A 17,203-nucleotide genomic window follows, 5' to 3' on the forward strand; every position below is an offset into this window, starting at 1 on the left:
TTCCATAATCGGGAAATTTGAGGTGTAGTTGCAAAAATCTACTGCCCGTATCTGATAAGGAAGAGTATGGTGTCAACAGATGTGACCGGGGGGTGGGAAGAGGATGAGCCACCAACGTGAGCAAAGTATCACCTGGAAAAGAACGACACGTCAGACGTAAAAAAGCGTCGCTCTTTTGCTGAGATCAGAAAACCTTTTGAGTTTTCATGAAATATTTTGTTGAAGCGTAAGGAGGTGGGTGTGCGCTGGAGTTATAAGACAATACATTTTGAGTTGAAAAAAGAGGGATTGCTTGGTTCCGCTTTTCTTGATGTACCTGAGATCGAACAGGTGCTGAACGATTATGGGCGAGGGGGCTGGGAGTTGGTTTCGATCGTTGAGACGGGTGATGGTATTGTCGGAGTTCTCAAGCAACCCATAAATGTTGAACGTGCCGACATTGAAAGAGCCGGCTCCCGAGCAGATGCAGTTTCGGTGTTCCCGGCGGAACAAAATGTTTCACCTGAAACGGTTGCGGTCATTGATAAGGATCTGGACCAGCAGATTGGGTTGCCTGAAGAGCCTGTTGCAAATGGTAACCATGCCTCAGGGGTGGAGCAGGCTGAATTCCCGGATCAGGTTCAGAAGTATTCGGCATCTGCCGGTGAGTTGAATATCAAACGGCCTGAGCAGGCTGTAGTAGATATAACCGCCGAGTCGGAACAATCGGCGGAGGAAGATCCTGATGAACTGCGGGAACCTGCCATTACTGAAAATCAGACCGGTCAGGGTGACGAAAATGATAACAGGTCACCTTCTCAACCGGAGATTGACCGGGAGAACGATGATCGTGTGGATGAACAGGACAGGAGGGTAGGGTCGATCCGTATCGAATAGCGTACTGATTTTAAAAAAATCTCCTGATTCTATAGAAGAACCACGAAAATCGGTTTATTTACTTAACAGAATCCTGTTGTCAAAGGGGCTGTCTCAAATACAGGGACAGCCCCTTTGCCGTTATAGCGGGCGGCTACAACCAAAACACAGATAATTTCTCTGGCGGAGCAGTGAAAGCGGAATAATTATCTTATCAGGTTTCTCTTTAGGAGTACTACCCGGCAGTTTTTGGGAAATGGTATTTGGTTGGAGATCAGATGGGACTATTACGACGTGTTGATCGCAAAAAATTCAAAGAAATTACCTACCCGCATCTTGATTTTCTTTACAACATGGCTCTGAAATATTCCATGAAGCCATACGACGCTGAAGATCTGGTGCAGGAGACGATGTATACAGCTTTTCGCAAATTTCACCAGTTACGGGATCAGCAAAAATGCAGGGCATGGCTGTTTTCCATACTGCGGAGTCATTTTCTGCGTGACCGGCGACAGTTTGTCAGACGTCCCTTGCTCGATGATGGCAGCGGCTATCTGAAGAATATTCAGGCGGAAGGAGCGGAAGACTTTGCAGAGGTGCTTGATAAGAAGATGAACAAGGCCAGGGTCCTGCAGGCGTTGGAAAAATTACCTGAAAAATTTAAAACGGTGGTAGTTCTGTACTACATGGAGGATATGACCTACCAGGAGATCTCGGGATTTCTCGATATTCCCATAGGGACCGTTATGTCCAGACTCAACAGGGGAAAGAAGCAATTGAAAAAAATACTGTTAAAATCAGTAGGTACAGCGAAGAAGGGTGGCAAAGTGATGAGACTGATCGGGGTATTGCTGTAGGAGACGGACCATGAAATGTGAACAATTTAAAACATGGTTGGAAAACAGGGATACCCATGATATTTCCGAAGCTGATAAAGCACGGCGACATGCCACCCAGTGCCATTGTTGTAGTGAACTCATGGCACATGATGAAGCATTGGACCGTCATATAGGCGCCTTGCTCGCCAGGGAGACTGTGCCATCACACTTGGAAAACATCGTGGACCTCAATCTCGAGCGCATTCTGCCGCAAAGAGGGACCAGGAGCATCTGGGCTCTGGTTGCAGTTTGCTGTATCGTGCTGCTGGCGGCAATTCCCTTTCAGGGTTGGATTACAGGGAAACGGGGGGAGCAACCGATGCTGTCCATGGAGCAATTGGGGGGCTATATCCTTGCTGATTATCAGAATCATGGCGACGGAGGCGTTGGTTTTGAACCGGTTAAGGATGCAGCAATCTGGCTCAATGCCAACCTTCACACCAGGCAGCTTCCGCCGGAGCGGATCGTTGCAGGGTATACGGTCAAATCTGCTCGGTTATGTAAACTCGGAGAGTGTCTGGCAGTACATCTGGTTTATGAAAAAGGTGGGAAACGTATATCGGTTTTTGTCATGGATAAAAGTAACGTGGACGGCAGCTTCGAGCAAGACAGGCTCTATGCCGTGGCTACAGGGAATACGAATATCCTGCTTAGCAGCCAGAACAAATATCTCTATGCCGTGATAGGTATTTGAATGTCAGTTTTTTGTTCGGCAACCGAGCCGGTTACGAATTTTGCACACTGGCGTACGGGAAAGTGCAAATATTTCCCGTTGGTTACAGGGTACTGCAAAAGGGATTAAATTAAGATATTCGTTAAGTGCCTGTATGTATGGGGTAAAGAAAAAAACGAGAATTTTCAGCAGAATGGCACCACTCTTGTAATAAGGATAGGCGAGAACTCAATTTCTCTTTTCCCCCCTATAAAAGCGCCCGGCTCAATTGTGAGCCAGGCGCTTTTCTTTTAGTTGAGAAGCATTGCTCTGTACTCCAATCAGCGCTTTTCATGTCAGTGTCGGGGTAGAAGTACGGTTGGCATGGTTCATAGTTTTAAGCCTCGAACCTGATATTTGCTGAACTGCAGAGAGGTGCGGTCGGTAACCAGTGCTCCAGGGTAGGAAGTACCCTGGAGCACTGGTGCGATGGGTCGTTGGTTAGCCCAGGTTCAACAGACTTCCAACCTGAAACACTATTGTGGCAAGAGCAAAGGCAAAGACGGTATTAAAGCCCATGGAGAATGCGGCCCATTTCCAGTTTGATTCCCTGGCGATACAGACTACGGTCACAAAACAGGGCGCATAGAACATTATGAATACCAGAACAGCCACGGCGGATACTTTGTTCCAACCCGGATCATTCTGCAGTCGCTGCCCTAAAGAGCGGGACTCTTCCACATCGACTTCACCCATGGAATAAGCTGTTCCGAGCGTGGAGACGATCACTTCCTTGGCAGCAATTCCACCTACCAGGGCGATATTTGTCCTCCAGTCAAAACCTGCCACTTCGCTTATCGGTTCAAGAGAAGTGCCGATGCGACCAGCAAATGAATGACGAAGAGCGGACTCTGATTCCGCATTGTCGATGGTCAGCAGCTCAGATTTCAGAATGAGAGCATTCTCCGAGAGCTCTTCCGCACCAGCTTCAAGCTCAGATGCAATTTCCGGAGAGGCAGTCGCCATAACTGCTTCCCTCTTTCCCTCAAAGCCAGCTCTCTCGGTGTCGGGTATGCCGGGAAAGGTCATCAATGCCCAGAGCAGGATAGAGATACCAAGAATTACAGTACCGGCCTTTTTAATGTATTGCCAGGTACGTTCCCAGGTGTGGATGAGAAGGCCGCGCATGGTCGGGAAGCGGTAAGGCGGCAATTCCATGACAAACGGAGTCGGTTCACCACGAAGCACTGTGGAGCGCAGCAATTTGGCTGCCAGCAGGGCCACAACCCAGGCAAGCAGAGTGAAGATAAACATGTACATTGCCTGGCTCTCGCTGAAGAAGGCACCAATCAGCAGGGCAAGTACTGGAATCTTGGCACCGCAGTTCATGAACGGCGCCGTGAGCAGGGTGGCCATACGTTCTTTCGGTGAGCGCAGGGTTCTGGTGGCCATAACACCCGGCACCGCGCAGCCGCCGGCTATTCCACCGGAAACAATAAACGGCATGACGGAAGAACCGTGCAGGCCGAAAATGCGGAAAATGCGGTCCATCATGTAGGCTATCCGCGCAAGGTAGCCAGAATCCTCAAGAATCGCGATGCCGAAGAACATCAGCATAATGAGTGGTACGAAGCCGAGAACGCCTCCGACACCATCGATAATACCGGAGACAATCATCGATTTGAGCAGGCCGTCGGGCATATAAGCTTCAACCGCATCGCCCAGCCAGGCAAATCCGTTTTCGAGCCAGCCAACGGGAATTTCACTCCAGGAGAAAGTCACGTGATAGAGCCCGAAGATGACACCAAGCATCACCAGCGGCCCCAGCAAGCGGTTGGTTAATACTTTGTCGATCTTATCAGACAGGTAGAGGCGGTCGCTGTCGAACTTTTGGGTGATAACTCCCTGGCGCACGATGGACTTGATATACCCGTAACGATGGTCGGCAATAAGTGCTTCTGGATATACCTCCAGAGTTTTCAAGGTGTGTTTGCTGACTTTCTCGACAATGGCTTCAAGTTGGGCAGCGATCTGGGACTGGGCAGCGCGTCCTACTTCAAGAATCTGCTCATCGTTTTCCAGGTATTTGATGGCGGAATAACCGGCAGGGTAGGTGGTAGTCAGAAAGTTGTTTTCCTCGATTATATCTACAATTTCCTGTCGGCTCTGATCAATGTCCTTGCCGTAGGTGATATTGCATAAGGAAGAGCTTGTGCGTTGGGAATTCCCGGCAACTGTGATAACAGCTTCAAGCAGTTCTTCTTTCCCTTTCCCTGATCTTGCTATAATGGGGACGACCGGTACACCGAGCAGCTTGGATAACTTGTCTGTCTTGATGTCAATACCGCGATCGTGAGCCACATCCATCATATTCAGGGCTATTACCATCGGCACTCCGAGTTCAAGGAACTGGCAGGTGAGGTACAGGTTGCGCTCAAGATTTGAAGCGTCGACGATGTTCACCACAACATCTGGTTTTTGCTGGACAAGAAAATCCCTCGCAACAAGTTCCTCGGCCGAATAAGCGGTCATGGAGTAGGTACCGGGGAGGTCTGTAATAACTATCTCACGGCTGTTGTATCGGGTACGCCCTTCTTTGTGATCAACTGTGATACCGGGATAGTTGCCCACATGCTGTCGCGCGCCTGTGAGGGTATTGAATAATGTGGTCTTGCCGGCATTGGGGTTGCCGGCAAGTGCCATGGTAATATGGGTATTCATAATAAAATTTCGATGACAAAAGATAAAAAAAGGAAAAAGGCAACTTTATTGAATATCGACCTGAATATGATCGGCTTCACTGTTTCTCAGGGTTAGAGTGGTGTTGAGCACTCTGAGGGCCACAGGGTCTTTCAGCGGAGCTTTGCCGCAGATGGTGACCTGGGTGCCGGGAACCAGACCCATTTCGCGAAGCCGGCGGCCCAGTTCGCCCGTGGCTTTAACGGCCTGTATTAAGCCGCTTTGCCCCTTTTTCATTTGTCGTAAGGGAATTGTTGTCATTTCCTCTCTCCAGATAGAAATCAATGTAAAAATTACAGCCACCAGTGCCTCATTACGGCAAAGACAACTGCCTAAATCTTTTTGGATTGCTCTTTGCAGTCAGAGACTGAACAGCCTGAACAACTGCAGCCGCATGACATCTCTGATTTGGGATCAACGGCAGACCGAACTGCTTTGTAAAATTTGTTCCCAATGTAGAGCGCGCAGCAGGCAAGTATGCACCAGAGAATTATGTGTTCAAGCATTGTTGTATTCTCCACAAATGTTTAGCTAAGCCTAAAACGAACGGCCAAAAAAAAAGTTGAACCTTGAGCGTGGGCTATCTCAGTCAGTTGTTACCAGTATGTTTTCTGAGATAGACCTGTCCAGGCAGATATTACCGCCGTAGACCTTGACCACACATTGATGACCGTTTGCAGGGCAGATCAATTCTGCTTCAGAACCAGGGAAGAGACCAAGAGAGGCGATTTTGGCACATAACTTGCGATCTCCTGTAATCTTGCAAACCCGAACCTTTCCGGCCTTGCATCGGCTGGAGAGCGGTGTTGTCTGATTATCCTCTTTGCTCTGGAAAAAGCATCCTTTCAACTGTTTTTTCCAACAACCTTTTTTGAACATCCCGGTCACCATGGTTCGTTTATTAAAGTGCAATATGTAGTGATTAGGTACAACAAACAAGAACGGGTGTCAATACATTCTTAAGAGCTCCTAAATAAAAATTAGACCCCTCTAACACAGATGTGATATGAGGAGAGTGAGGCGAGGAATGTGGAACAACTTTGCCAGAGGAACCGCTCGGAATCTTGGAGGAAAGAAGGAAAAAAGAAAACCCTCCCTGGTCTTGTTCGCCGGGGAGGGTTTTCTTTTGCTCATCGACAGAAGTCCGCAGACTTCTGTCGTTGCGTTCGGGATTTAGCCTTTCTGCTGTGCTTTAGCCCATGAGTCACGGAGGGTCACTATGCGGTTGAAGGCTGGTTTACCAGGCTGAGAGTCTATGGGATCTGCGGAGAAGTATCCGGTACGCTCAAACTGAACCTGCCTGCCGGGAGCTATCTCCGCGAGTGAGGCTTCAGCTTTGGCATGCTCGATTACCACTTTTGAGTCAGGGTTCAGATGCTCAAGGAAGCTGACCTCTTTATCGGCATCGGGGTTTTCGTGATTGAACAGGCGATCGTAAAGCCGAACCTGGCAATCAACACTCTTGTCTGCGGATACCCAGTGGATGGTGCCTTTGACTTTTCTGCCGTCAGGGGCGGATCCGCCCTTTGTCTCAGGGTCATATGTACAATGGATTGCTGTGATATTACCTTCTTCATCCTTGTCATATGAAACGCAGGTTACAAGATAACCATACCTGAGGCGAACTTCACGGCCGGGTCCGAGCCGGTGGAATTTCCGCGGTGGTTCTTCCATAAAATCCGATCGTTCGATGTAGAGCTCACGGGTGAACGGCAACTCACGGGTACCCATCTCCGGGTTCTTGGGATGATTTTTTGCGGTAACCATCTCAACAAGATCCTCAGGGTAATTGTCGATGATGACCTTGAGCGGATCCAGCACACACATGACACGTTCGGCTTTCGGGTCGAGGTCATCCCTGATCGATTTTTCCAGCACGCCCATATCAATCCAGCTCGATTTCTTGCCGACACCGATGGTGGAGCAGAAGTTGCGGATTGACTCCGGAGTATAACCTCTGCGGCGAAGACCGGAAATGGTGAGCATACGTGGATCGTCCCAGCCTTCCACATAGTTCTCGTTGACCAACTGCAGCAGCTTACGTTTGCTCATTACCGTGTAGGTAAGGTTGAGTCGGGCAAATTCGATCTGGCGCGGATGACACGGGGTCTCGAGGGTGTCGAGCACCCAGTCGTACAGAGGGCGATGGTCTTCAAACTCCAATGTACAGAGAGAGTGGGTGATACCCTCTATCATATCAGAAAGACAGTGGGTATAGTCGTACATCGGGTAGATGCACCAGGTATCACCGGTTCTGTGGTGGTCGGTCTTGAGGATGCGGTAAATGACCGGATCGCGCATATTGAGGTTTGGCGAGGCCATATCGATTTTTGCACGCAGTACTCTGCTGCCATCTGGGTATTCGCCAGCCTTCATTCCCTCGAAGAGTTCAAGGTTTTCCTCAATGCTGCGATTGCGGTATGGACTCTCTTTGCCGGGCTCGGTGAGAGTGCCGCGGTATTGGCGAATTTCGTCACCGGTCAGGTCGCAGACATATGCCTTGCCGGTCTTGATCAGCTGAACAGCGTACTCATAGAGCTTCTCGAAGTAATCCGAAGCAAAGTAAAGATGATTGCCCCAATCGAAGCCAAGCCATTTCACATCCTGCTGAATAGACTCAACATACTTGGTCTCTTCCTTGCTCGGGTTGGTATCGTCGAAGCGCATATGGCAGATAGCATTGTTTTCGACGGCGATACCGAAGTTCAGGCAGATTGACTTAGCATGGCCTATGTGCAGAAAGCCGTTTGGCTCGGGTGGAAAACGGGTCACAGGTGTTGCGTGTTTACCGGTTTCCAGATCTTCGGCTATGATCTGGCGGATAAAGTCTAAAGGCTTTTCTTCCAGTTTTTCTTTTGGTTCCATAGTATTGTATAAAGGTCGAATCTCAGGCTTTTGGTTTTAGGCCGGATACAATTTTGCTACTTCGCGCAGGCGGCGCACCACTCTTTCCTGACCGATAGTCACCAGGATGTCAAACATCGATGGTCCTGCAAGCTGGCCGGTGACCACGGTTCGCATACCATTGATGATGATGCCCGGCTTGATTTCAAGCTCGTCGGCGAGTTCACGTGCCACTCTTTCAGTCTCTTCCAGGTTAAAATCGCTCAGCTGCTCGAAACGATCTGCCAGCATGGGGAACCACTCTTTCAGCTCCTCGTACTTGAGCACATTCTTTTTCAGGGGCTTCTCCTCAACGTCGAAGTCATCGGCGAAATAAGCGCGGCCACGACTGGTGAAATCTTTGAGGGTGTGAAAGCGGTCACGGATCATATCCAATGTATGATGATACCACTGTTGCTTCTCACCTGCATAGGCTTCATCCCAGAGTCCTTCAGCTTTAAGCTCTACTTTCACGAGCTCACCGAGTTCTGTGATGTCCATGGTGCGGAGGTAGTGCTCATTAATGGCAATCGCTTTCGGGTCGGTGAAGAACTTGGCGTCACCCTTATTATAGTTGAACACCGAGCTGGATTTGTTAATGCGCTCGAGGGTGAATGCTTCGATGAGCTCTTCTTTGGTGTAGAATTCTTTGTCATCACCTGCGGACCAGCCAAGCAGCACCAGGAAGTTATTGAACGCCCAGGGCAGAAAGCCTTTGTCACGATAGAACTGGACAGCGACAATCTCACCGTGGCTGCGTTTGGAGATCTTGGCCTTTTTGGTGTCCAGCGTCAGTGGCATATGGGCAAAGACCGGTACCGGTGCTTCAAGTGCTTCGTAGAGCAGGATCTGCTTGATGGTGTTGGTCATATGATCCTGGCCACGGACAACGTGACTGATGCGGTCGCGGATATCATCGACAACATTGCAGAGCAGGTAGAGCGGCTTGCCGTTTGAGCGGACGATGACGAAATCATCTACTTCTTTGATATCGCATTCGATTCTGCCGAGAATTTTATCATCATAGCCGATTCTTCTGTCACCTTCCGGAACCCTGAAGCGGATAACGTACGGAATGCCTGCTGCCTCTTTGGCGTTGATTTCCTCTTCGCTCAGCCCGGCACAGGTGCCGTCATAGCCGAGGTTCTGTTTGGCAGCCAGGGCAGCCTCACGCTTGGCATCCAGTTCTTCTTTGGTGCAGAAACATTTATAGGCCTTGCCCTCAGCCAGGAGGCGCTCGGCGGCGGCTTTGTGGTCGGCTGAGAATTCGGTCTGGAAATATGGTCCTTCGTCAAAATCAATGCCGAGCCACTCGAGTCCATCAATGATTCCCTGGATGGATTCCTGGGTGGAGCGCTCTGTATCGGTGTCCTCAATTCTGAGGATGAGCTTGCCGCCGGTTTTTTTGGCGTAAAGCCAGTTGTAAAGCGCAGTTCGAGCTCCGCCGATGTGGAGGTAGCCGGTAGGGCTCGGTGGAAAACGTAATCGTGTCTCGGTCATTTGGATAATACTCCTGTCAGAACTTTATTTCCTAAATCCGTACTGTTGGACTACCGGATATTGTGGCTATGCAGAATAGTGGTAAGCACGAATTCACGCAAGTGCATCGTGATACTTTTTCGCAGGCGAAAACGCCAGCCTCTGGCGTGGCGAAATTACAGAAAAATTGTGAGAATCATCTCGACTTATCTGAGCTGCGGATAGAGTTTTCGTGCATGCTATATATACATAATGGGATCATTGTTCAATACCAATGATCTGAATTCCTGATGAGATCGGTCTATACATTTGATCGTGCGGGTGTGTGTGACGGCCGGCGCCGATATTTTTGGTTGTTCTCCCCTGGTTAACCCAGTATATTTTTTTGAATTTAACAGATTAGGTAACGTTTCTTCCTGATGTCGCGGCGGGCGATTTTAGTGCGCCTTGTTTTTGTGTTGTGTGAAAATTCACTGTGTTGGCTCTTCTCCCTTAGTTGGCGCTGCATAGCGGAGTGGTCGCCATAACCCTGAAACGTGCAAGCGAAAGAAAGGAGTAGAGATGAAAGTACTGGTCAGTGATAATCTTTCCCCAGTAGGGGTAAAGGTCCTTGAAGAGGCTGGTCTCGATGTGGATGTGCGTACGGGACTGGCTCCGGCAGAATTGCAGGAGATAATCGGGCAGTACCAGGGGCTGGTGATCCGTAGTTCCACCAAAGTTACCAAGGAACTGTTTGCAGCAGCAAAAAATCTGAAAGTTGTCGGCAGGGCAGGCATAGGCCTCGACAATGTAGACATCCCGGCTGCCAGTGCCGAGGGAGTGGTGGTGATGAACGCACCAGACGGCAATGCCGTAACCACTGCCGAGCACGCAATTTCCATGATGCTGGCGCTTGCCCGCAACATCCCCCAGGCTACAGCCTCCATGAAAGCCGGCAAGTGGGAGAAGAAGAAATTCATGGGCAGGGAGGTGACAGGTAAGACGCTGGGTATTATTGGTATAGGTCGTATCGGCTCGATCGCTGCGAGCAGGGCTCAGGGCTTGAAAATGAAGACCATTGCCTATGACCCCCACATGCCGCCTGATACGGCCGAAAGAAACGGGGTTGAGTTAGTCAGCCTGGAAGAGTTGGCGAAACGGTCCGATTTTATCACGGTTCATGTGCCGAAGACGAAAGAGACCGCCAACCTTGTGTCCAACGAATTCTTTAGGAACATGAAAAGTGATGCGATGTTCATCGATTGTGCACGGGGAGGTGTATGCGATGAACAGGCGCTCTATCATGCCCTTAACGACCGGTTAATTGGTGGTGCCGCGCTGGATGTGTTTGCTAATGAGCCGACCAGTCACGATAACTGCCCTCTGCTCGGTCTTGATAATTTTATCTGCACACCGCATCTTGGTGCGTCCACCAGTGAGGCGCAGGAAAATGTGGCACTCATAATCGCGGAGCAGATTGCCGATTTTCTCCTGCGCGGTACAGTGACCAACGCCATCAACGTACCTTCGGTGAGCAGCGAAGTGCTGGCGCAGGTCGGTCCGTACCTGACCCTGGGAGAAATGCTTGGTACTATGCAGATGCAACTCTCGCAGGGCGGGGTGAAAGAAGTGAACGTGGAGTATAGCGGTGAGCTGGCTGATGTAAATACCAGCCCTGTAACCGTAGCCTTTTTGAAAGGGTTGTTTACGCCAATTCTAAAAGATGCGGTGAACTACGTGAACGCCCCTGTGGTGGCACGAGACAGGGGAATACGGGTGGTGGAGTCCAAATCGGACAGAGCAGGCGATTTTACCAACACGCTCACAGCCAGAGTAGTTTCGGAGGAGGGTGAAAATATCCTGGTCGGTACTGTCTTCGGTAAAAATGAGCCGCGTTTGGTAAGGTTAAACTCTTTTCGCCTCGAAGCTTTACCCTCCGGGCCGATGCTGCTGGTATTCAACAAGGATGTTCCAGGGGTGATTGGTGCTCTGGGGACAACGCTTGGTGATAACGGGGTAAATATTTCCAGAATGACTGTGGGACGTGAGGAAACGAGTAATCAGAATATCATTCTGCTCAGTACCGATCAGTTGATCTCAAAAGAGCTATTAGAAAAAGTTCGCGCCCTTAAACACATTGACGCAGCACAGGGACTGAATTTAAATGGATTTTAGCCCGTTTTCAAAGGCGGGATAATTGTCAGAGAGAAAAAAGGAACCTACCATGACAGAGAAAGCAGCAAAAGATACAGTGCAATCCCCAGAGGATTGTGCTTGTGAGGAAGGAAAGGTGCCGAATACAAAAGGGCAGTGCGTAATGCCGGAGGTAACTTTTTCGGCGTTTGTGATGTCTCTGAATACTTCGGTCCTCTACCACCTGGGCGAAATAAGGGACCCACAGACCGGTAAAACCGAAATTAATCATGAGCTGGCCAGGCATGCCATCGATACCCTGGTGATGCTGCAGGAAAAGACCAAAGGCAACCTCTCCACCGAGGAAGAGGAGATGCTGAAGAATATAGTCTATGACGTTAAGCTGCGTTTTGTTAAAGCGGTGAAATAACATTTTGAAATAATTGTGTGTCCCTGGTCATCCTGTACGTTGATTCGGGGGTGGATGAAAGGAGTTGCTGTGGGTGGTGAAGTGTTGCATTTGCAGGCGCCCTGCAAGATAAATATGATGTTGCGGGTTGTCGGCAGAAGGGTTGATGGGTATCATGAACTTGAAACCTGGATGCAGAAACTTGATCTTTACGACGAGATCGAGCTTGAGCTTACCTCACAACCCGGTATCACGCTGGTGTGTGATGACCCCGACTTACCCGTCGATGAGACGAATCTGGCTTACAGGGCCGCAAAGATTTATTTTGAATCGAGCAAGAGGGCAAAAGGTTTTGGTGCAGCTCTTAATTTAAAAAAAAGGATTCCTTCAGGAGCAGGTCTGGGTGGCGGCAGCAGTGATGCCGGAACGGTGCTCAGAGGCCTGAATCATCACTTCGGAGATGAGTTTTCCCAGGAGGAACTGGTGAGAAAGGCGGCCTGCTTAGGCGCTGATGTTCCGTTTTTTGTTGTTCCCTATAGTGCGGTAATGGCAACGGGCATCGGTGAAGTAATGCAGCCGGTGGAACCTCTCACCTCATGCACCATCGTTTTGGTCAACCCTGGCTTTTCGGTTTCTACAAAATGGGTTTTTGAAAATTTAGCGTTGACAACTAAAATCGAAGAGTCTATATTACCTCGCTTTCGAAAACACGATATCGAAACCTTGTCGTACAACGATATGTGTAACGATCTGGAGCTGGTTACCAGCATGAAGTTTTCGGAAATTGAGCAGATGAAGCATGATCTACTCAATACCGGTGCTTCGCGGGCGATGATGTCCGGAAGCGGACCGACAGTGTTCGGTGTTTTTCCTGATGACAAGTCCGGTCAGGTAGCTGTACAAGACGCGGCAGAAATGTTGCGTCAGCAATATAAAGATGGAGTTTTTGTTACTCGATCGTGCGTTGGGGCGTGGCCAAGCGGTCAAGGCACCGGGTTTTGATCCCGGCATTCGGAGGTTCGAATCCTCCCGCCCCAGCCATTTTTGCGTTTGTATTATACTCTGTCCAAACACCACAAAAGTAGAACAATGCCAAAAGCACTGAAGGTAGTAACCGGTAATGCCCACCCCGAGCTGGCCCAGGAGATATGTAAACATCTCGGTCAGCCCCTCACAGCATCTGACGTTCGCAAATTCAGCGACGGTGAGATTTTCGTTGAAATCCAGGAAAATGTTCGCGGTGCGGATGTTTTTGTTGTTCAGCCAACCTGTCGGCCGGTTAACGACCACTTGATGGAACTGGTGATCATGGTGGATGCGCTTCGCCGCGCCTCAGCCAGAAGGATTACCGCTGTCGTTCCATATTATGGCTATGCCCGCCAGGACAGAAAAAATGCGCCACGCGTACCCATCACCGCAAAAGTTGTTGCCGAGATGTTTATGGCTGTGGGCGTTCGCAGGGTACTCTGTATGGACCTGCACGCAGGCCAGATCCAGGGGTTCTTCAATATCCCTGTAGATCATCTGTATGCTGCGCCGGTTCTGCTTGATTACATCAAAGACCAGTTTGAAGACGTGATTATGGTTTCACCCGATGCGGGTGGTGTTGAGCGGACTCGCGCTTTTGCCAAACGCATGAACGCCGGGCTGGCCATTATCGATAAGCGTCGCGATCGTCCCAACGAGTGTGAAGCGATGCACGTGATCGGCGATGTTCGCGGTAAGACCGCCATCCTGATGGATGATATGGTCGATACCGCAGGCACCCTCTGTAACGGTGCAGAGACTTTGATAAAGAATGGCGCCAAAGAAGTGCATGCCTGCTGCAGTCATCCGGTTCTCTCCGGCCCTGCCGTAGAGCGACTCAACAACTCTGTATTGAAATCACTGGTAGTCACGAACTCTGTTCCGCTTCTCCCTGAGGCGGCGGCCTGTGACAAGATCAAGGTTCTTTCGGTTTCAGAGCTGCTTGCAAACGCTATCAAACGCATTCACAACGAAGATTCTGTCAGCTCGCTCTTTGTGTAAGTTCGGGCTGATCTGATAAATAGAAGCAGTTTTATTTTTTTTTACAACTCGGACGTCTGTATACCTATCAACGGCGTACAAAAAGGCGAGCCCAGGAGGAATTATGATTCAGGTAGATATAAGCGCGGCTGTTAGAGCCGTTAGCGGAAAAGGTTATATGCGTCGTCTTCGTATGGAAGGCCTTACCCCAGCCGTTGTTTACGGAAAGGGTGGAGAGGCCCAGATGCTGCAGATGGACACTAAAACCCTCTCAGCAACCCTGATGGAGATCGTTAGACGTAACGCTATTGTTACTCTGAAAATCGACGAGGTTGGTGAAAAGAGTGTCATGGTGAAAGAGCTGCAAACCGATCCAATCAGAGACACCTTGATCCACGCAGATTTCTGCGAGATCGACCTTGATAAAGAAAAACAGTTTAAAGTGCCTGTTAAATTCAAAGGTACCGCTAAAGGTGTTGACCTTGGTGGTAGCCTTGAAGTTATGGCTACCTCAGTTGTTCTTGAGGCCAAGCCGCTTGATATTCCGGATGAGGTTACTCTTGATATCAGTGGCCTGAACATTGGTGACCAGTTGAAATTCTCTGCAATTGAGATTGCCGAGAACGTAAAAATGGTTTCCAACCCGGATGCAACCTGCGTTGGTGTAACCAAATAATTCGGGCAGGTCATCAGGCAGGCAGCTTCAAAGATCAAAATTGCATTTTTGCTGACTGTTTATAATCCGGAAGGGGATATGTTCCTTCCGGATTTTTTATTGTATGTGAAACACTTTTGGTTCAATGGCAGATACCGAATTTCTAATAGTAGGTCTTGGTAACCCGGGTCAGAAATACGCTGACACTCGTCATAATGTTGGTTTTGTCATCATAGATGAACTTGCCAGACGATGGGGCAGCGAGCTTTCCCTTGAAAAATGGAACGCCCGCTCTTGTCGCATTTCCCGCTGGGGCTCACGAATCAATCTGGTGAAGCCCATGACCTTCATGAACCTGAGCGGCAAAGCCGTGGCAGAGTTCGTCCGCTTTTATAAGGTGCCGGTAGAGAACATCGTAGTGATTCATGATGACCTCGATATGAACCCCGGGCGCCTGAAACTCGTACGTGGTGGTGGCGCTGGCGGTCACAATGGTATTCGCTCCATGACCGAGTCTCTTGGATCAAATAATTTTTATCGACTTAAAGTAGGAATAGGCCGTCCTGGTAAAGGTGATGTCCACCCTGATTTTCCGGTAGATAAATATGTCCTCTCCAGCATGTCCGGTGAAGAGGTTGATCTGGTGAATGAACGCGTTACTTCCATCGAAGATGGATTGCAGTTCCTTATTACAGAGGGACCCGCGAGAGCCATGAGCCTGATCAACAGTATCAAATAGCCTGAAAAACCTTCATATAGTCCCGTCGTTATCTTTATGAGAGCGAATTATCGGGAAAAGTAAGGGCAAGATTATGCTAGATATGGTATAATGACCCTTGGTTTTCATGATACGCAGGCGCGCACTCATGGTCAGAACTCTGAACTTTGGGTTATCGAGTCTGCATGTTTTGCTCCTTACTGAAGGAGACAAAACCGGCTTTTGCATGTTTAGCTTTGTTTGTAGCAGCTGTACAGGGAAAAGTCATTTTCGAGTTTTAATGTAGTATCCGACAGAGGAGAAAGTAGTGTTTGCTGAAGGTGATATGGCGGTTTATCCGGCCCACGGCGTAGGTGTTATTAAAGCTATTGAAACTCAATCTGTTGCAGGTGTCGATCACACCTTTTATGTATTGGAAATTCTTGAGAACGGAATGACCATCATGATTCCGACAGCCAGTAGTGAGAATGTTGGTCTCAGAGCGATTGTAAACAAGAAGCAGGTCGATGAAGTGATCGATATTCTCGAAGACAGGTCAACCGAGATTGGCAGTCAGACCTGGAATCGGCGTTATCGCGACTATATGGAAAAAATCAAGACTGGTTCTGTCCATGAAGTTGCCGAGGTTCTTCGTGATCTCTTCCTGCTGAGTGTTGATAAAGATCTTTCCTACGGTGAAAAGAAGATGCTTGATACTGCAAAAAGTTTGCTGGTAAAAGAGCTCTCTCTAGCACAACAGATTGAAGAAGCATCGGTTTCCCAGAAAATCGATACTATCTTTGCATAAATTTTCTTATTAATTATTGACTGAGCGGCAGCATTTCTCCTGCCCGATTGAGAAGAAATGAAATCAGCTCAATACGAAAGTGAGACAGAGTTGGGTGAAGATGAGACAATCTCTCTTCAGGTCGAGCCGACCACTGCCGGTGTACGGCTCGATCACCTGCTCGTCCAGCAAATTCCTGATGTTTCCCGTTCACGTATCATATCGTCTATAAAGTCAGGTCTTATCCTGGTGGATGGGGAGCCGTCTAAAGCCGGTTACAAGCTCAAAGCAGGGCAAAAGGTGACAGGATCGCTCTACGAGCCACCTCCGCTCTCTGTTGCTCCCGAAGAAATAGAATTTCCGATTATCTTCGAAGATGATGCTTTACTTGTCATCTCAAAGCCTCCTGGCCTGGTTGTTCACCCTGGCAGTGGAAATCACAATGGAACTCTGGTCAATGGCCTGCTTTATCACTGTGCCAATATTGAAGGGGTGGGTGATTCAATTCGCCCCGGTATAGTTCACAGGCTCGATAAAGATACCTCCGGCATCATGGTGGTCGCCAAGAATGAAACGGTGCACCGGCAGTTGGTGGAGATGTTCAAGAATCGTGATATCGACAAGCAGTACCTTGCGATCGTGCATGGAGTACCGGACAGGGTCGAAGGTCGAATTGTTGCACCGATAGGCCGGCACTCTGTCAACAGACAGAAAATGGCTATTCGCGAAGGCACTTCAGGCCGGTACGCAGCAAGTAGCTGGCGCGTGGAAGAGGAGTATGGCCTACGATATGCACTGCTGCGGGTAAACATCGAAACAGGGCGGACCCACCAGATTCGTGTGCACATGGCACATATAAAGCATCCGGTAGCGGGTGATACGGTGTATGGTCCCGGGCGAAACAACCGGATGTTCCCGCGACAGATGCTCCATGCTTTCAAACTTGTCTTTAAGCATCCTGTAACCGGTCGAAAAATGTCATTCACAGCACCTCTGTGGGAAGATATGCAGGGGATTTGTGATTCTTTAACTGAATAAAGTCAGTAATTA

The 17,203-nt window shown here is 49.2% G+C and carries 16 protein-coding genes and 1 tRNA gene; 12 read left to right on the forward strand and 5 right to left on the reverse strand.

What is annotated here, in order from left to right:
• Positions 1-240 precede the first annotated feature (240 nt).
• The 3 genes from ACN5NT_RS19180 (at position 241) to ACN5NT_RS19190 (ending at position 2,427) form a co-directional block, all read left to right on the forward strand.
• Positions 241-876 (forward strand): DUF4177 domain-containing protein, encoded by a 636-nt coding sequence (locus tag ACN5NT_RS19180; RefSeq protein ID WP_419176525.1) that lies wholly within the window; start codon positions 241-243, stop codon positions 874-876.
• Positions 877-1,133: 257 nt separating this feature from the next.
• Positions 1,134-1,712: a sigma-70 family RNA polymerase sigma factor gene (locus tag ACN5NT_RS19185; protein WP_419176526.1), complete on the forward strand. Its 579-nt coding sequence runs from the start codon at positions 1,134-1,136 to the stop codon at positions 1,710-1,712.
• A gap of 10 nt (positions 1,713-1,722) precedes the next feature.
• Positions 1,723-2,427, forward strand: coding sequence for a hypothetical protein (locus ACN5NT_RS19190; protein ID WP_419176527.1), 705 nt, complete (start codon positions 1,723-1,725; stop codon positions 2,425-2,427).
• Positions 2,428-2,886: 459 nt separating this feature from the next.
• Here ACN5NT_RS19190 and feoB read toward each other — a convergent pair whose 3' ends face one another.
• The 5 genes from feoB to gltX all read right to left on the reverse strand — a co-directional run bounded on the left by feoB (position 2,887) and on the right by gltX (position 9,507).
• Positions 2,887-5,106 carry a ferrous iron transport protein B gene (gene feoB, locus ACN5NT_RS19195; protein WP_419176528.1) on the reverse strand — a complete coding sequence of 740 codons (2,220 nt, stop codon included), beginning with the start codon at positions 5,104-5,106 and terminating at the stop codon, positions 2,887-2,889.
• A gap of 45 nt (positions 5,107-5,151) precedes the next feature.
• Positions 5,152-5,385, reverse strand: a complete 234-nt coding sequence (locus ACN5NT_RS19200) for a FeoA family protein (protein WP_136797715.1) — start codon at positions 5,383-5,385, stop codon at positions 5,152-5,154.
• 324 nt (positions 5,386-5,709) lie between these two features.
• Positions 5,710-6,003: a FeoA family protein gene (locus ACN5NT_RS19205; RefSeq protein WP_167495780.1), complete on the reverse strand. Its 294-nt coding sequence runs from the start codon at positions 6,001-6,003 to the stop codon at positions 5,710-5,712.
• Between the two features lie 294 nt (positions 6,004-6,297).
• Positions 6,298-7,989, reverse strand: coding sequence for a glutamine--tRNA ligase/YqeY domain fusion protein (locus ACN5NT_RS19210; RefSeq protein WP_419176529.1), 1,692 nt, complete (start codon positions 7,987-7,989; stop codon positions 6,298-6,300).
• A gap of 36 nt (positions 7,990-8,025) precedes the next feature.
• Positions 8,026-9,507: a glutamate--tRNA ligase gene (gene gltX, locus ACN5NT_RS19215; protein WP_419176530.1), complete on the reverse strand. Its 1,482-nt coding sequence runs from the start codon at positions 9,505-9,507 to the stop codon at positions 8,026-8,028.
• A gap of 540 nt (positions 9,508-10,047) precedes the next feature.
• Here gltX and serA point away from each other — a divergent pair.
• The 9 genes from serA (at position 10,048) to ACN5NT_RS19260 (ending at position 17,191) form a co-directional block, all read left to right on the forward strand.
• Positions 10,048-11,640 (forward strand): phosphoglycerate dehydrogenase, encoded by a 1,593-nt coding sequence (gene serA, locus ACN5NT_RS19220; protein ID WP_419176531.1) that lies wholly within the window; start codon positions 10,048-10,050, stop codon positions 11,638-11,640.
• Positions 11,641-11,689: 49 nt separating this feature from the next.
• Positions 11,690-12,028: a DUF1844 domain-containing protein gene (locus ACN5NT_RS19225; protein WP_136797725.1), complete on the forward strand. Its 339-nt coding sequence runs from the start codon at positions 11,690-11,692 to the stop codon at positions 12,026-12,028.
• Positions 12,029-12,082: 54 nt separating this feature from the next.
• Complete coding sequence (gene ispE, locus ACN5NT_RS19230) at positions 12,083-13,009, forward strand: 4-(cytidine 5'-diphospho)-2-C-methyl-D-erythritol kinase (protein ID WP_136797727.1); 927 nt, start codon at positions 12,083-12,085, stop codon at positions 13,007-13,009.
• A tRNA-Gln gene (locus ACN5NT_RS19235) sits at positions 12,973-13,048 on the forward strand. Before ispE ends, ACN5NT_RS19235 begins: the two co-directional genes overlap by 37 nt.
• A gap of 48 nt (positions 13,049-13,096) precedes the next feature.
• Positions 13,097-14,035, forward strand: a complete 939-nt coding sequence (locus ACN5NT_RS19240) for a ribose-phosphate diphosphokinase (protein ID WP_136797729.1) — start codon at positions 13,097-13,099, stop codon at positions 14,033-14,035.
• Positions 14,036-14,138: 103 nt separating this feature from the next.
• On the forward strand, positions 14,139-14,690 hold the full coding sequence (locus ACN5NT_RS19245) for a 50S ribosomal protein L25 (protein ID WP_136797731.1): 552 nt from the start codon (positions 14,139-14,141) through the stop codon (positions 14,688-14,690).
• A gap of 124 nt (positions 14,691-14,814) precedes the next feature.
• Positions 14,815-15,408: an aminoacyl-tRNA hydrolase gene (pth, locus tag ACN5NT_RS19250; protein ID WP_419176532.1), complete on the forward strand. Its 594-nt coding sequence runs from the start codon at positions 14,815-14,817 to the stop codon at positions 15,406-15,408.
• Between the two features lie 286 nt (positions 15,409-15,694).
• On the forward strand, positions 15,695-16,174 hold the full coding sequence (locus ACN5NT_RS19255) for a CarD family transcriptional regulator (RefSeq protein WP_176360070.1): 480 nt from the start codon (positions 15,695-15,697) through the stop codon (positions 16,172-16,174).
• A 57-nt stretch (positions 16,175-16,231) separates the two neighbouring features.
• Positions 16,232-17,191: an RluA family pseudouridine synthase gene (locus ACN5NT_RS19260; protein ID WP_419176533.1), complete on the forward strand. Its 960-nt coding sequence runs from the start codon at positions 16,232-16,234 to the stop codon at positions 17,189-17,191.
• The last annotated feature ends 12 nt before the right edge of the window (positions 17,192-17,203 follow it).

It is taken from the genome of Desulfosediminicola sp., assembly GCF_048381775.1.
In the GTDB taxonomy this organism is placed as follows: domain Bacteria; phylum Desulfobacterota; class Desulfobulbia; order Desulfobulbales; family Desulfocapsaceae; genus Desulfopila; species Desulfopila ganghwensis.

Excerpts from the sequence above, each read along its gene's own strand:
- ACN5NT_RS19185 (WP_419176526.1), top strand. The coding sequence starts at position 1,134 with ATGGGACTATTACGACGTGTTGATCGCAAAAAATTCAAAGAAATTACC.
- ACN5NT_RS19190 (WP_419176527.1), top strand. The coding sequence starts at position 1,723 with ATGAAATGTGAACAATTTAAAACATGGTTGGAAAACAGGGATACCCAT.
- feoB (WP_419176528.1), bottom strand. The coding sequence starts at position 5,106 with ATGAATACCCATATTACCATGGCACTTGCCGGCAACCCCAATGCCGGC.
- ACN5NT_RS19200 (WP_136797715.1), bottom strand. The coding sequence starts at position 5,385 with ATGACAACAATTCCCTTACGACAAATGAAAAAGGGGCAAAGCGGCTTA.
- ACN5NT_RS19205 (WP_167495780.1), bottom strand. The coding sequence starts at position 6,003 with ATGTTCAAAAAAGGTTGTTGGAAAAAACAGTTGAAAGGATGCTTTTTC.
- ACN5NT_RS19210 (WP_419176529.1), bottom strand. The coding sequence starts at position 7,989 with ATGGAACCAAAAGAAAAACTGGAAGAAAAGCCTTTAGACTTTATCCGC.
- gltX (WP_419176530.1), bottom strand. The coding sequence starts at position 9,507 with ATGACCGAGACACGATTACGTTTTCCACCGAGCCCTACCGGCTACCTC.
- serA (WP_419176531.1), top strand. The coding sequence starts at position 10,048 with ATGAAAGTACTGGTCAGTGATAATCTTTCCCCAGTAGGGGTAAAGGTC.
- ACN5NT_RS19225 (WP_136797725.1), top strand. The coding sequence starts at position 11,690 with ATGACAGAGAAAGCAGCAAAAGATACAGTGCAATCCCCAGAGGATTGT.
- ispE (WP_136797727.1), top strand. The coding sequence starts at position 12,083 with ATGAAAGGAGTTGCTGTGGGTGGTGAAGTGTTGCATTTGCAGGCGCCC.
- ACN5NT_RS19240 (WP_136797729.1), top strand. The coding sequence starts at position 13,097 with ATGCCAAAAGCACTGAAGGTAGTAACCGGTAATGCCCACCCCGAGCTG.
- ACN5NT_RS19245 (WP_136797731.1), top strand. The coding sequence starts at position 14,139 with ATGATTCAGGTAGATATAAGCGCGGCTGTTAGAGCCGTTAGCGGAAAA.
- pth (WP_419176532.1), top strand. The coding sequence starts at position 14,815 with ATGGCAGATACCGAATTTCTAATAGTAGGTCTTGGTAACCCGGGTCAG.
- ACN5NT_RS19260 (WP_419176533.1), top strand. The coding sequence starts at position 16,232 with ATGAAATCAGCTCAATACGAAAGTGAGACAGAGTTGGGTGAAGATGAG.